Source organism: Pseudomonas sp. S2_F07, from assembly GCF_054668325.1.
The window spans coordinates 1,155,094-1,169,664 of sequence record NZ_CP162758.1 but is presented as its reverse complement, the minus strand read 5'-3'; the positions used below and the strand labels follow the sequence as shown (position 1 = coordinate 1,169,664).

The window sequence follows — 14,571 nt, the reverse complement described above, 5'->3', positions numbered from 1 at the left end:
GTCCAATCACTACTATCTAAGGGGTTATCGATGGGCTCTATCATTGATGTGGTTCGTGGTCTTTTTATATTGATAGATCGGCTCGATAGTCTGGTTGGTTAGAGTGATTAGACAGGGCTTTATTTGTCGAATTAGTCTCCGGAAGTCTTTTAATCAATATCTACCGGAGAACCCCATGAGCGTCAAACCGGATGCATTGTTTATACCTTTGAATATTGCCGTGCTGACCGTCAGCGATACCCGTGAATATGCCAATGACACCTCCGGCCAACTGCTCGTCAGTCGCTTGCTGGAAGCCGGCCACACCCTCAGTGAGCGCAACCTGCTCAAGGACGACCTGTACAAGATCCGCGCGCAGGTGGCGAACTGGATTGCCGACGACGGCATCCAGGTGGTGCTGATCACGGGCGGCACCGGCTTCACCGGCCGCGACAGCACGCCCGAGGCCGTGGCCTGTTTGCTGGATAAGCAGATCGATGGCTTCGGTGAGTTGTTCCGGGCGATCTCGATTCTCGACATCGGCACCTCCACGGTGCAGAGCCGGGCCCTGGCCGGGCTGGCCAATGGCACGCTGGTCTGCTGCCTGCCGGGTTCCACGGGCGCCTGCCGCACCGCCTGGGAAGGCATCCTCGCCGAGCAACTCGACGCGCGCCACCGGCCGTGCAATTTCGTGCCGCACCTCAAGCCGTTGCTAGCCTGCGGGACGCGGGGATGAGCACTTTACCGCTGATGTCGGTGGAGCAGGCCATCGACCGGCTGCTGACCATGGCTGAGGCGCAGTGGATTGAAGACAGTGAGGCGGTGCCGCTGAGTGCTGCCGGGCAACGGGTGTTGGCCAATGACCTGGTGGCGACCCTCGATCTGCCGCCGTGGCCGAACAGCGCCATGGACGGCTATGCCCTGAATCTCGACGGTTGGGGCGGGGAGCCACTGATCGTGTCGCAGCAGGTATTTGCCGGTCACGCCCCTGAAGCCCTGGCACCGGGAACCTGCGCGCGGATCTTCACCGGCGCGCCGGTTCCGCCGGGTGCCAACTGCGTGGAGATGCAGGAGAACACCGAGGTGCTGGATGGCGGATGTATCCGCTTCAAGCAGCCCCTGAGCGCCGGCAGCAACATCCGCGCGCAAGGCCAGGAGAACCGCGTCGGCGATGTGCTGTTGCGCGCCGGCAAGCGCCTCGGCCCCTTCGAACTGGCGGTCGCGGCGGCGCAGGGCTGCACCCATGTACAGGTCGTGCGGCGACCACGGGTGGCGTTGTTGTCCACCGGCGATGAACTGGTCGAGCCGGGCACGCCACTCAAGCCCGGCAGCCTCTACAACAGCAACCGCACCTTGTTGAGCCATTGGTTGAGTGCGTTGGGTTGCGAGGTCATCGAGGCCGGCATTCTCCCCGACGAGCCACGCCAGACGCGACTCAGGCTTGAACAGCTGCAACACACGGCGGACCTGATGCTCAGCACGGGCGGCGTGTCCGCCGGCGACGCCGACTGCCTCGGCCAGGTGCTGCGCGAGTGCGGCAAGCCGTTGCTGTGGAAACTCTCGATCAAACCAGGCAAGCCGTTGACCGTGGGCCACTTCGGTCGCGTGCCGGTGATTGGCCTGCCGGGCAATCCGACATCGGCGTTGGTGACTTTCGGCCTGTTGGCCCGGGCTTATCTGTTGCGGATTCAGGGGGTCGAAGACGTCGAGCCTTTGAGCTTCCCGGTCAGTGTCGGCTTTGCCTGGCCCAAACCCGGAAGCCGCCGCGAGTACCTGCGGGCGAAACTCGAAGGCGGTCAAGCGGTGCTCTATCCGAACCAGAGCTCAGGCGTTTTGCTGGGGGCATGCTGGGCCGATGGACTGGTGGAAGTGCCGGAAGGCTGCACCCTGGAAATGGGCGACACGGCGCGGTTCATACCCTTCAGCGAACTGTTCTGAATTCCGCAAACAAACTGTGGGAGCGAGCTTGCTCGCGATGAGGCCGGTATATCCAACAGAGATGTCGACTGACCTGACGCCTTCGCGAGCAAGCCCGCTCCCACAATTTTGAACTTCAGCGAACGCCAATCCCACGGTCGACCACGCTATCTGTGGGAGCGAGCTTGCTCGCGATGAGGCCGGCAAATCCGATAGAGATGTTGGCAGGCAGACCGCTTTCGCGAGCAAGCCCGCTCCCACAATTTTGAACTTCAGCGAACGCCAATCCCACGGTCGACCACGCTATCTGTGGGAGCGAGCTTGCTCGCGATGAGGCCGGCAAATCCAATAGAGATGTTGGCAGGCAGACCGCTATCGCGAGCAAGCCCGCTCCCACAATTTTGAACTTCAGCGAACACCAACCCCACGGCCAGCCACAATCCCTGTGGGAGCGAGCTTGCTCGCGATGAGGCCGGCAAATCCAATAGAGATGTTGGCAGGCAGACCGCTATCGCGAGCAAGCTCGCTCCCACAGGTTTTGTGTGTTTCCTGAGTCTCAGTTCAACACAAAATCCACCGGCTCCAGCTGTGGCGGCAGTTCCGTCACACCCAGGGCCGCCAGCACATCGCGCTCGATGTTGCGCACGATGGCATCGGTGGGCAGGTCGTTTTCGTCGCGGCCGAAGGGGTCTTCCAGTTCGTCGGCAATCGCATCCAGGCCGAAAAAGGTGTAGCTGACAATCGCCGTGAATATCGGTGTCAGCCAACCCAGGGGTTCAGCCATGGCAAACGGCAGGAGGATGCAGAACAGGTAGATGGTGCGGTGCAGCAACAGGGTGTAGGGGAAGGGCAGCGGGGTGTTCTTGATCCGCTCACAGACGGCCTGGGCATGGGTCAGACTGGTCAGATGGTTGGCCATGAGCGTGTAGCGCCAGTCGTTGATCGCCCCGGACTCGTTGAGTGCCGAACACTGTTGACCGACCTGCATCAGGATCTGCCCGCTGATGTCGGTGGAGTTGCCCTTGGGCATCGGGTGCAGCCAGTCGCCACTGGCGGCCATTTCGTTTTCCTGGCGCAGCCGCGCGTTGAGGGCATGGGCGAAGCCGCACAGGTTGCTCAGGATCGTGTGGCGTTCAGCGGTGTCCTTGATCACCAGGGTTTCACGAATCATCGAGCGGACGTCCACGATCACATCGCCCCACGCCTTGCGCGCTTCATACCAGCGGTCGTAGCAGGCGTTGTTGCGAAAGCTCATGAAGATCGACAGCGACAAACCCAGCAGCGTGAAGGGCGTGGCGCTGACCTTGGAGAAGTAGCTGGGGTGCAAGGTTTCGATAAGCACGATGGCCGAGGCGAGCAGCGTCACCATCAGGCTGCGCCAGGCGATGCGTTTGGCAATCGAACCCTTGAGGGACGTCAGCACGCCGATCAGGTTGGGTTTGGGTCTTACGATCATGGGGTTCAGCCGCCCGTCATGTTCATGAAGCGAACAACCTGAACATCGTCGTTCACTTCGAAGTTGTGTCGATAAGGCTTGAGCTTCATCGCCTCGATAATGGCTTTTTCCAGGCGCTCGGGCTGTCCGGGGTGGCTGCGCAGGACAGCCTTGAGATCCACGGAGTGCTCATTGCCCAGGCACAGCAGCAGACGTCCTTCCACGGTCAGCCGCACCCGGTTGCAGGTGCCGCAAAAGTTGTGGCTGTGGGGCGAGATGAACCCCAGGCGAATCTGCGGCGCCTCGGCCAGGCGCCAGTAGCGCGACGGCCCCTGGGTCGACTCGGCGGAATCAATCAAAGTGTAGCGTTCGGCGATGCGTTCGCGGACCTGGCTGCTTGCGAAAAACGCTTCGGCGCGGCTGTGCTCGTCGATGGTGCCCAACGGCATTTCCTCGATGAAGGAGATGTCGAGGTTGCGGTCGATGGCGAAGCTCACCAGATCATTGATCTCATGGTCGTTACGGCCTTTCATCACTACGCAATTGAGCTTGGTGTTGCGAAATCCGGCCTGGATGGCCGCGTCGATGCCCTTGATCACCTGCGCCAGGTCACCGGTGCGGGTCAGTTCGCGAAAACGTTGCGGGTCCAGGCAGTCGAGGCTGATATTGAGGCGCTTGACCCCGGCGTCGAACAACGGCCCGGCCAGTTTGGCCAGCTGCGAACCGTTGGTGGTCATGCACAGTTCACGCAGGCCGGGCAGGGCGGCGATCTTCTCGCACAGTTGCACCACCCCCGGACGGATCAGCGGCTCGCCTCCGGTCAGGCGAATCTTGCGGGTGCCCAGCGCCACGAAGCTTTGTGCCAGTTGATAGATCTCTTCCAGGGTCAGCACCCGTTGGCGCGGCAGAAACTGCATGTCCTCGGCCATGCAATAGACGCAACGGAAATCGCAGCGGTCGGTGACCGACATCCGCAGATAGTCCACTCGCCGGGAGAAGCCATCGATCAAGACTCGTTCTGACATGACACCCTCGCTTGGCGTTTTTTTGTATGAGGTTTCCGTCACTGACGGACTTGTTGAACGCAGGCTAAGAGCAACTTCAGCGGGCGTCCAATCACTATTGATGACCGGCTGATCGAGCGGATCTATGATGAACTTTATTTTGTGGCTTAAAGAGTTTTAAGTAATTTCAAGTCATTGATAAACAACGATAAAAATCCATGATAGAGCGTTTCGATAATGTGGTCATAAATAGCGATTAGACAATAATTAAACGCCATTCATATGCTTTCTCCGCAAATCGAACAATGACCTGAATCAGGTCGAAGCCTGTGTGCATTGTCACGGAGAAGTACCATGTCTCAAGTCGACCGCTACAAACCCTATAAAGGTGCCGCCGCTGGTTGGGGCGCGCTGATCGCTGTTACCAAAAACTGGCTGGGCAGTGAAAACGCGCTGAAGAACATTCGCGCCATGCTCAAGACCAACCAGAATGGCGGGTTCGACTGCCCCGGTTGCGCCTGGGGCGAGTCGCCGGAAAACGGCATGGTCAAGTTCTGCGAGAACGGCGCCAAGGCGGTTAACTGGGAAGCCACGGGCCGTTTGGTCGACCCGGCCTTCTTCAACAAATACAGCGTCTCGGCGCTGGCCGAGCAGAGCGATTACTGGCTGGAGTATCAGGGCCGCCTGACCCACCCGATGCGTTATGACGCGGCCACCGACCGTTACGTGGAAACCACCTGGGACGAAGCGTTCGCGACGATCGCCCGGCACCTCAACGCGCTGGAATCGCCGGATCAGGCCGAGTTCTACACCTCGGGCCGGGCCAGCAACGAGGCCGCCTATCTCTATCAACTGTTTGTCCGCGCCTACGGCACCAACAACTTTCCGGACTGCTCGAACATGTGCCACGAAGCCAGCGCGGTGAGCATGATCGAAAGCCTCGGCGTGGGCAAAGGCACCGTGGTGTTTGACGACCTGGAGCATGCCGACGCGATCTTCGTCATCGGCCAGAACCCCGGCACCAACCACCCGCGGATGCTCGAACCCTTGCGCGAAGCGGTCAAGCGCGGTGCACAGGTGATCTGTATCAACCCGCTCAAGGAGCGTGGGCTGGAGCGCTTCCAGCATCCACAGCACCCGATCGAAATGCTGCTGAACGGCTCCGAGCCGACCAACACCGCGTACTTCCGCCCGGCACTGGGCGGCGACATGGCGGTCATGCGCGGCATGGTCAAGTTCCTGCTGCAGTGGGAGCGCGAAGCACAGGTCAACGGCGACGAGCCGGTGTTCGACCACGAGTTCATCGCCGAACACACCTCGGGAATGGGTACCTACCTGGGGGAAGTCGACGCCACCAGCTGGGAGCACATCGAGCAGCAGTCGGGCATGTCCCTGGCTGACATCGAACTCGCCGCCCGCATGTACGCCCGGTCCAAGCGGGTGATCATGTGCTGGGCGATGGGCTTGACCCAGCACACGCACTCGGTGCCGACGCTGCAGGAAGTCATCAACCTGATGCTGCTGCGCGGCAACGTCGGCCGTCCGGGCGCGGGGCTGTCGCCGGTGCGTGGTCACAGTAACGTGCAGGGCGACCGCACCATGGGCATCAACGAACTGGCGCCCGCGGATTTGCTCGATGCCCTGGAAAAGCGCTTCTCCTTCAAGCCACCGCGCGAGCATGGTCACAACACCGTGATGGCGATCGGCGCGATGGAGCAGGGGCGTTCGAAAGTGTTTATCGCCCTGGGCGGCAACTTTGCCCAGGCCACCCCCGACACGCCGCGCACCCACGCCGCGTTGCGCAAGTGCGACCTCACCGTGCACATCGCCACCAAGCTTAACCGCAGCCATCTGGTCACCGGTCGTGAAGCGCTGATCCTGCCGTGCCTGGGCCGCACCGACATCGACATCCAGGCCGAAGGGCCGCAAGGCGTCACCGTGGAAGACACCTTCAGCATGATCCACATCTCCCACGGGCAACTGAAACCGAAGTCGAAACACCTGCGCTCCGAGCCTGCGATCATTGCCGGCATCGCCGCCGCGACCCTGGGCAAGCACCCGATCGACTGGAACTGGGCCATCGGCGACTACGGCCGCATCCGCAACATGATTGCCGACACCATTCCCGGCTTCGAGGATTTCAACCGGCGCTTGCTGCATCCGGGCGGTTTCCACATGCCGAATGATGCGGCCAAGCGCATCTGGAAAACCGCCAGCGGCAAGGCCCAGTTCACCCCGAGCGTGCTACCGGAGCACCTGATCAGCGAGGGCGTGCGCAACCTGGCGGTCAAGCCGCACCTGATCCTGCAGACCATGCGCTCCCACGATCAGTACAACACCACGCTGTACGGCCTGGATGACCGTTATCGCGGGGTATACGGCATGCGCGACGTGGTGTTCGCCAACGAGCAGGACATTCGCCGCCTGGGTTTCGAGCCGGGGCAGAAGGTCGACCTGGTGGCGCTGTGGGACGACGAGCGTGAGCGTCGGGTCAGCGGTTTCACCCTGATCGCCTACGACATTCCGGCCGGTCAGGCAGCGGCGTACTACCCCGAGACCAACCCGCTGGTGCCGCTGGAAAGTTACGGTGACCGCACCTTCACCCCGACTTCCAAGTTCATCGCCATCCGGCTGGAACAGGCGAAGGCCAGCAACCTGATTTCGACTTCCGCCGCCTGACACCGGGGGCGGCCCGATGCCGCTCGCGTAACCCTTTCGACTTGTGTTGGCTGCAGGCCCCCCGGCCTGACGGTGGCCCGGCCGTGTGCCGCCGTTTTTCAGCCGCGATGAGGATATCGACATGTTTAACCTGGAGGCACTGGACCTGGCGCGCATGCAATTCGCGTTCACGGTTTCGTTCCACATCATCTTTCCCGCCATCACCATCGGGCTGGCCAGTTTTCTGGCGGTGCTCGAAGGGCTTTGGCTGAAGACCCACAACGACACCTACCGCGATCTCTACCATTTCTGGTCGAAGATTTTCGCCGTCAACTTCGGCATGGGCGTGGTCTCGGGGCTGGTCATGGCCTACGAGTTCGGCACCAACTGGAGCCGCTTCTCCGATTTCGCCGGCAGCATCACCGGGCCCTTGCTGACCTATGAAGTGCTCACGGCGTTCTTCCTCGAGGCCGGTTTCCTCGGGGTCATGCTGTTCGGCTGGAACCGGGTAGGGCGCGGCTTGCACTTCTTCTCGACGGTCATGGTCGCCATCGGCACGCTGATTTCGACCTTCTGGATTCTTGCCTCCAACAGCTGGATGCAAACGCCCCAGGGCTTCGAGATCGTCGACGGTCGGGTGATGCCGCTGGACTGGCTGGCCATCGTGTTCAACCCGTCGTTCCCGTACCGCCTGGCGCACATGGCGATCGCCGCATTCGTGGCCACGGCGTTCTTTGTCGGCTCGTCGGCGGCGTGGCACCTGCTGCGCGGCAACGACACCAAACAAGTGCGCAAGATGCTGTCGATGGCGTTGTGGATGGCCTTGATCGTCGCGCCGATCCAGGCCGTGGTCGGCGACGCTCATGGCTTGAACACCCTGGAACATCAGCCGGCAAAGATCGCGGCCATCGAAGGGCACTGGGAAAACAACGGCAGCGAAGCGACGCCGCTGGTGCTGTTTGGCATCCCCGACATGCAGGCCGAGAAGACCCGATATGCCATCGAGATTCCCTACCTGGGCAGCCTGATCCTGACCCACAGCCTCGACAAGCAGATCCCGGCGCTCAAGAGCTTCCCGAAAGAGGACCGGCCGAATGCGACGGTGGTCTTCTGGAGTTTCCGCGTCATGGCCGGGCTGGGCATGTTGATGGTGCTGGCCGGCGTGCTCGGCCTGGCCCTGCGCCGCAGCGGCGCCATCTACCGCAATCGCTGGTTCCTGCGCCTGATGCTGTGGATGGGGCCAAGTGGCCTGATCGCCATGCTGGCCGGGTGGATCACCACCGAAGTCGGGCGTCAGCCGTGGGTGGTGTATGGCCTGTTGCGTACCGCCGATGCCGCGTCCAATCACAGTGTCGCGCAGTTGAGCATCTCGCTGGCGCTGTTCGTGGTGATCTATTTCTCGGTGTTCACGGTGGGCATCGGCTACATGATGAAACTGGTCGGCAAAGGGCCGCAGCCGCATCACGGGCATGCCGTCGACGGGCATTCCGATCAGGTCATCACACCGCGCCGGCCGCTGTCCGCCGACGCTGAAATCCTCGAAACCGACGCCCGCGTCAATTGAAGGAAGGGAGTTGAGTCATGGGTATTCAAGGTATCGATTTATCGCTGATCTGGGGCGTGATCATCGCCTTCGGCGTGATGATGTACGTGATCATGGACGGCTTCGACCTGGGGTTGGGCATTCTGTTTCCGCTGATCCCGGATGCGCAGGAACGCGATGTGATGATGAACACCGTGGCACCGGTCTGGGACGGCAACGAGACCTGGCTGGTGCTGGGCGGCGCGGCGCTGTATGGCGCGTTCCCGCTGGCCTATTCGGTGATTCTGGAAGCGTTGTACCTGCCGCTGATCCTGATGCTGTGCGGCTTGATCTTTCGCGGCGTGGCCTTCGAGTTTCGTTTCAAGGCCAGCCCTGAAAAGCGGCATGTCTGGGACATGGCGTTCATCGGTGGTTCGCTGCTGGCAACCTTTTCCCAGGGTGTGGTGATCGGTGCCTACATTGCCGGCATCCCGGTGGTCGACCGCCAGTTCGCCGGTGGTTCGCTGGACTGGCTGGCGCCGTTTCCGCTGTTCTGCGGTGTCGGGCTGATCGTCGCTTATGCGCTGCTCGGCAGCACCTGGTTGCTGGTCAAGACCGAAGGCATGCTCGAATCGCGGATGCGCCTGTTCACCCGGCCCTTGGCCTGGCTGCTGTTGGCGGTAATCGGCGTGATCTGCGTGTGGACGCCGATCCTGCATCCGGACATCGCCACCCGCTGGTTTGCCCATGCGCACCTGGCGGTGTTCGGTGGCCTGGCGGTGCTGGCCTTGCTGGCGATGTTCGGCTTGCTCAAGACCCTGCGCCAACGCCACACCCATTGGCCGTTCGCCTTCACCCTGATGCTGGTGTTTCTCGGCTACATCGGCCTGGCGTTCAGCATCTGGCCGAACATCGTGCCGCCGTCGATCAGCCTGTGGGCAGCGGCGTCACCACCGACCAGCCAGTTGTTCATCCTGATCGGCGCACTGTTCATCCTGCCGATCATCCTGATGTACACGGTCTGGAGCTACTACGTGTTCCGCGGCAAAGTGAGGATTGGCGATGGCTACCATTGAAACGAATCAAACGACCCCCGCGCGCTGGTACAAGCGCCTGGGGTGGCTGGTGGTGATCTGGCTGGGCAGCGTGGTTGCCCTGGGTGTGGTGGCGGGGGCGTTGCGGATGTTGATGCATGCGGCCGGGATGAGTAGCCACTGAGGTTCACTGCGAAAAAAGAAACCCGGAGCCCATGACAGGGCTTCGGGTTTTGTTGGGTAGGCGTTGTGATTTCTTCCAAAGCGGACTTGATTCTTCAGTCCTTTTCAATGACTCTCTATGAAGTAGGCTGAAACCCTGAGTGCGATCAGGGAAAAAAACAAAACGAACAAAATAATCACCGGAATGATCAAAAGGTTCTTGTAGTGCCTTGGAAGGTCTTTCACTTCGCTGGCATCAATAACGCCCCTTCGAGCGCTGAGCGCGGGCATCATCAATACCATGGCAATAGCGCCACCGCGCATGACCTTGCCGACCAGGCCGCCAGCTGAAAATGCGTCTCTGGTGGTTTTTATAAAAGAGCAATTGGGTAGACGTTCTTCGATAGCGTCAACGTACTTGTGTGCGATGAAGGCGACAGCGAAACAAGTCAGTATCATCGGCGCCAGTATCAATCCGGCAATTAAACCTATCGGGATACTTGTCATTTTGTCACCTCGCCGTATAGAAACTCGCCAAATTGCTCACCGGCCCATTTTCCTGTTTCCCCTCCTGCCCATCCACCAGCGGCACCTCCAACCACACCACAGACCAGCGCACCGGGGCCTGTTGTAATACCTAATACCAGTACGCAACCGCCAGTGACCGCAATACCACCGAGATACCCGCCAGCACTCGCTCCGCCCAAACTGCCCACTAACGAGCTTCCTTCAACATACTTTGCTTTCCTGCACTGTTCCTCGCGGCCCACCGTACAAGCTTTATGAATCGACAGCCCGGTAGAGCCTACTTCAAGCGCAGTACCAATATAGGTTCCTCTTTTGATCCATTTGGCCGCGTTTGCGACACCAGACACCTTGTCAGCGTAACCCGCGATTTCTCCGTTATGCATATAGCTGTTCGTTGAAAGACCGAGAAGTCTTTTGATTGAGCCTTCATTGCGCAGACCTGATCCGAATGACGCTATGTTGCCAAGCTGCTTCTCAAGCTTCATGAAGAGCGTTGTTCTTTTTGAATAGAAGGCGTCACGGTTTGTCATCGTGCCAGAGCCCGCATGTTCCCGATAAAGCTTTTCAATGTCCTGAAGCGTAGCTTTAACGGATTCGAGATGTTTGCTCCAGCCATCACTCGTGGCGCCAATCCCCATAGATGTAGAGGAGATCATTTGTTGCAGGAGTTCGAAATTTTCCAGGAAAAAGTCGTCAGCCCCCGCGCCGTTGGCCAGTAAAGCAGTGTGCACCTCGCTGGCTTTGGCCATCAGGTAGGCTTCCTGGCTGGTACAGGATGGGGTGGAGGAGTCGCCAACGATGACAAGCTCACCCGCGAGGACAATGTTGCCTGCGATATGGGCGTTGAGGATATTGAACTTGGCCTTTGAGTTTCCAGAAAGCGCAGTATTCGCTTTAAGGGAGTCAAAAGTCTGTGTTCTGGAATTGATGAACGATCGAGCTTCGGCCATGTCCTTGCCTCACGAATATTTCTTATTGCCGATTCGGTCCCATCCTCCGGTCACGTTGCCGCCAGCTGCGCCATCGCTGCGTTTCTGCTGTATGTACGTGGTTTTTATGCGGCCGTAGTTGAGCTGTACGATTTCAATGGGCACCCCGGAGCTCGCGCTTTGGGCGTAGTCAGCGATGATGACTTCTTCCAGCACAACTTCGTAATACTTGATTTTGTCTGTGCCTGCCCGGCAGAGCACGAGCTTCACTTCTTTGAGATGCTGGCCTGCACAACTGGCTTCCATCAGTTTGCAACTGGCGCTGTCCAGGTATTTTGTGAAGGTAAAATTGGTCAGGGTAGTGCGACCGGATGACGCGCCGCCTGATGAGCTGGCGGTTGCGGAGGTGCTTTGATTGACGCCGAAGTTATAGCCGATGATTTCAATCCACTTGCTGTATTTCTCGTCCAGCGCTTCACCAGGAATCTCAGCGATCTGAATATAACCGTCAAAAGCCATGTGTACCTCTCCTTGGTAGTCAGTCGTACAGTTGAAAAATCTGACGATGAGCGGATATGACAGCTATTTTCTGTGACGGTTCCGCAGAGTGGGAAATATGGATCCAACCTACTAACCGCCCCAGATGATCCGGTACAGGTAAGTTCTTTCCCAGAGGGCCGATAAAGCGCTGCTCATCATCGCCGTCCTTGAGTCCACGCTCGATACCGTACAATTTGAAAACTCCGCAATAGCGGGGCTGTAGGTGATCAGGGATCAATATGACTTTGCGTAAAGTGCCCACGTGTTCGTTTTTCGGCTGGTGAATAAACAGGTTGCGGAGATTCCAGGTTGTTTTAGCGGAATACAGCGAACGGTTACTCCAAGCTCTCCGATGGCTTGTTCAACTTTTTTGTCTTCGCTGAAGGGGGCGAGAACAAAAGCGTTAAGTTTTGCGTTCTGTTTGAAGCGCTTTTTGAATTCGTCCAGAGTAGTGACCGTTGTGGTGTTGTCGGACAATTTTTTCTGTGCCGCCTCTAACATGTCTTTTTGAAGGGTGGCCAGTGTTTTCGAGATGTTATTAACGAAAACTTCAGTGTCAAGTTTCAGAAGGTTTTTGCAGTTGTTTCGACAGGAATAGGACACCACATTTTGCTCCAGTTCCTTTATGCCAATCTCGACCCGGACAGGGACGCCACGCTTGATGTGGTACCATTTTTTTTCGCCACTGTTCATGTCCCGCGAATCAACACTGGCCCGAAGGTTTTGCCCCTTCAGTTTTTTCCGGCAGATCTGCTTTTGCAGTTTTTTGCAGTAGTCATGAATGGCATCTGCATTCTGTTCGTTGCGCACGATCGGGATAATGACGACCTGCGTCGGTGCCACGAGGGGCGGGAGTACTAGCCCGTCATCGTCACCATGGGCCATTATCATCGCGCCGATCAGTCGCGTGGATACTCCCCAAGACGTGGTCCATGCCAGTTCTTTTATCCCTTCTTTGTTCACGAAGCGGATGTCTGAACTTTGTGCGAAGTTCTGGCCTAAAAAATGAGAAGTACCTGCTTGCAGGGCCTTGCCGTCTTGCATCATTGCTTCAATGGTGTAGGTGCTGACGGCGCCCGGAAAGCGTTCCCAGGAGCACTTTTCGCCCTTGATAACGGGTATGGCCAGGTGCTCGGTAGTAAAGCGCTCGTAGATGTTCAACATCTTTAGCGTTTCGTCCAAGGCCTCATCATGAGTTGCGTGAACGGTGTGACCTTCCTGCCATAGGAACTCCGATGAGCGCAGGAAAATCCGGGGACGCATTTCCCAGCGAAGTACGTTCGCCCATTGATTGATAAGTAGAGGCAGATCCCGATAGCTTTGTACCCATCGTGAAAAGGATGCACCGATGACCGTTTCACTGGTGGGCCTGATGATCAACGGTTCTTCTAGTGTTCCTGCGGGAATAAGCGCTCCATCCGTTGACTTTTCGAGACGGTGATGGGTTACAATTGCGCACTCTTTGGCAAAGCCTTCAACATGCTCGGCTTCTTTTTGAAGAAAGGATAACGGAATCAAAAGTGGAAAATATGCGTTTGAATGTCCTGTGTCTTTGATTTTCTTATCAAGTTCTCGTTGAATCTGCTCCCATATGCCATACCCCCAAGGACGGATAACCATGCAGCCTCGAACTGGAGAGTTCTCAGCCATTTCCGACTGGATAATCACTTGTTGATACCAGTCAGAAAAGTTTTCATTTCTTGTAGGTGATATTGCGTTTTTCATAGGGCCCTTTCTTTGAAGTCGAAATTGTTATTCGAAATGGTGTCGTAAGGGGTAGGTATATTTATTGAGCTTTGAAATTTCAAGGCTTCATGTGTGGTTTTTCATATTTCAGAAATTTCCTTCAGAAGGATCTTTCTTTTTGTAAAGTTACTCCGCTCTTCGACGTGTTCGTCGACCACAAATAGCCCCCCAAGGCAATCGCTTCGGGGGCTATGGCTCTCACTGAGCCCCAAACATCGCCGTCCAGTAAATCCCCGCATCGCTCTTCGGATCATTCGCATAGGCCGCGCCCAATTCGTTGAACTGAGGGTTCATCAGGTTGGCGCAGTGGCCGGGGCTGGTCAGCCAGCCTTCGACCACCTTGCGTACGCTGTCTTGCCCGGCGGCGATGTTTTCGCCGATCTGCTGGAAGTTGTAGCCTGCCAGTTCCGCGCGGTCACCCGGGGTGCGGCCGTCGCGGTCCTTGTGGTCGAAGAAGTTGTTGTTGGCCATGGAGCGGGAGTGGGTTTCGGCGGCCGTGCCCAGTATGGCGTTCCAGGCCAGCGGCGCGGTCGCATTGAACGACTGTGTGCCGCATTGACGCGGTTTGGCCCGTGCGGCGTTGAGTTCGATGAGCAGCTTCTGGCCCTCGGTCTGCCAGTCGCCCAGGCGCGAACTCAGCAGTGGCCGCGCCAGGACGATGCGCCACTGATTGTCCTGGCGGCTGACGCCGACATCGACGAATTGCGGGTCGAGGACGATCTGGCAAAAGCTCTCCTGGATTGCCTTCATCGCCGAGGCGGCATCGCGAGGCCCGGACAGGCTGATGGCCTGCACGTTCTTCATGGGATAACCGGCAGTGGCCATGGCCTGCTGCAGATTACCGATGCTCGGGGCGGTCAGCACCAGGCGCGGGTCGGCCGACAGCGGCGGAAGCTCCGATGAAACCTGGCCGGCGCAGCGCTGCAACTGGCTGCGGTAGACGTTGATCGATTCGATCAATTGCGCTTCGTCGGCCGCCATGGCGTTGGCGGCGAATACCAGGCCCAGAGACAAACCGGTCAAGCGCATTGCGGATGAGATGAAACCCATGAATATCCCCTTGAGCAGATTGCGTCCATGATGCGCGAAGTTGGTCCATCCAGGACAACGGATTTAT

13 protein-coding genes are annotated in these 14,571 nt (G+C 58.4%); 6 read left to right on the top strand and 7 right to left on the bottom strand.

What is annotated here, in order from left to right; genetic code table 11:
• The first annotated feature begins 175 nt into the window (after positions 1–175).
• Both moaB and AB4O40_RS05040 read left to right on the top strand, forming a co-directional pair.
• Complete coding sequence (gene moaB / locus AB4O40_RS05045; protein ID WP_460154678.1) at positions 176–715, top strand: molybdenum cofactor biosynthesis protein B; 540 nt, start codon at positions 176–178, stop codon at positions 713–715.
• A complete protein-coding gene (locus tag AB4O40_RS05040) occupies positions 712–1,917 on the top strand; it encodes a molybdopterin molybdotransferase MoeA (protein ID WP_460154677.1) in 1,206 nt (401 codons plus the stop codon). Before moaB ends, AB4O40_RS05040 begins: the two co-directional genes overlap by 4 nt.
• 535 nt (positions 1,918–2,452) lie before the next feature.
• On the opposite strand, the gene AB4O40_RS05035 is transcribed toward AB4O40_RS05040, so the two are convergent.
• Positions 2,453–3,352 (bottom strand): bestrophin family protein, encoded by a 900-nt coding sequence (locus AB4O40_RS05035; RefSeq protein WP_223542629.1) that lies wholly within the window; start codon positions 3,350–3,352, stop codon positions 2,453–2,455.
• A 5-nt stretch (positions 3,353–3,357) separates the two neighbouring features.
• Positions 3,358–4,356, bottom strand: coding sequence for a GTP 3',8-cyclase MoaA (gene moaA / locus AB4O40_RS05030; RefSeq protein ID WP_056727916.1), 999 nt, complete (start codon positions 4,354–4,356; stop codon positions 3,358–3,360).
• A gap of 333 nt (positions 4,357–4,689) precedes the next feature.
• Between moaA and AB4O40_RS05025 the strand changes: the two genes are divergently transcribed.
• The 4 genes from AB4O40_RS05025 to AB4O40_RS05010 all read left to right on the top strand — a co-directional run bounded on the left by AB4O40_RS05025 (position 4,690) and on the right by AB4O40_RS05010 (position 9,733).
• Positions 4,690–7,014: an FdhF/YdeP family oxidoreductase gene (locus AB4O40_RS05025; protein WP_056727914.1), complete on the top strand. Its 2,325-nt coding sequence runs from the start codon at positions 4,690–4,692 to the stop codon at positions 7,012–7,014.
• Between the two features lie 121 nt (positions 7,015–7,135).
• Positions 7,136–8,557: a cytochrome ubiquinol oxidase subunit I gene (locus tag AB4O40_RS05020; RefSeq protein ID WP_056728101.1), complete on the top strand. Its 1,422-nt coding sequence runs from the start codon at positions 7,136–7,138 to the stop codon at positions 8,555–8,557.
• Positions 8,558–8,574: 17 nt separating this feature from the next.
• Positions 8,575–9,591: a cytochrome d ubiquinol oxidase subunit II gene (cydB, locus tag AB4O40_RS05015; RefSeq protein ID WP_056727912.1), complete on the top strand. Its 1,017-nt coding sequence runs from the start codon at positions 8,575–8,577 to the stop codon at positions 9,589–9,591.
• The gene (locus tag AB4O40_RS05010) at positions 9,578–9,733 is read left to right on the top strand and encodes a DUF2474 domain-containing protein (protein ID WP_460055743.1); all 156 of its coding nucleotides are present in this window, start codon (positions 9,578–9,580) and stop codon (positions 9,731–9,733) included. The genes cydB and AB4O40_RS05010 overlap by 14 nt, the downstream gene beginning before the upstream one ends.
• Before the next feature lie 104 nt (positions 9,734–9,837).
• Here the strand turns inward: AB4O40_RS05010 and AB4O40_RS05005 are convergent, their stop codons facing one another.
• The 5 genes from AB4O40_RS05005 to AB4O40_RS04985 form a co-directional block, all read right to left on the bottom strand.
• Positions 9,838–10,218: a hypothetical protein gene (locus AB4O40_RS05005; protein ID WP_056727910.1), complete on the bottom strand. Its 381-nt coding sequence runs from the start codon at positions 10,216–10,218 to the stop codon at positions 9,838–9,840.
• The gene (locus AB4O40_RS05000; protein WP_056727908.1) at positions 10,215–11,189 is read right to left on the bottom strand and encodes a hypothetical protein; all 975 of its coding nucleotides are present in this window, start codon (positions 11,187–11,189) and stop codon (positions 10,215–10,217) included. Before AB4O40_RS05000 ends, AB4O40_RS05005 begins: the two co-directional genes overlap by 4 nt.
• A 9-nt stretch (positions 11,190–11,198) precedes the next feature.
• Positions 11,199–11,687 (bottom strand): Hcp family type VI secretion system effector, encoded by a 489-nt coding sequence (locus AB4O40_RS04995; RefSeq protein ID WP_046037395.1) that lies wholly within the window; start codon positions 11,685–11,687, stop codon positions 11,199–11,201.
• A 255-nt stretch (positions 11,688–11,942) separates the two neighbouring features.
• Entirely contained in the window at positions 11,943–13,433 is a 1,491-nt protein-coding gene (proS, locus tag AB4O40_RS04990) for a proline--tRNA ligase (RefSeq protein WP_460055747.1), read from the bottom strand.
• Positions 13,434–13,652: 219 nt separating this feature from the next.
• Positions 13,653–14,504: a CAP domain-containing protein gene (locus tag AB4O40_RS04985; protein ID WP_223542626.1), complete on the bottom strand. Its 852-nt coding sequence runs from the start codon at positions 14,502–14,504 to the stop codon at positions 13,653–13,655.
• Positions 14,505–14,571 lie beyond the last annotated feature (67 nt).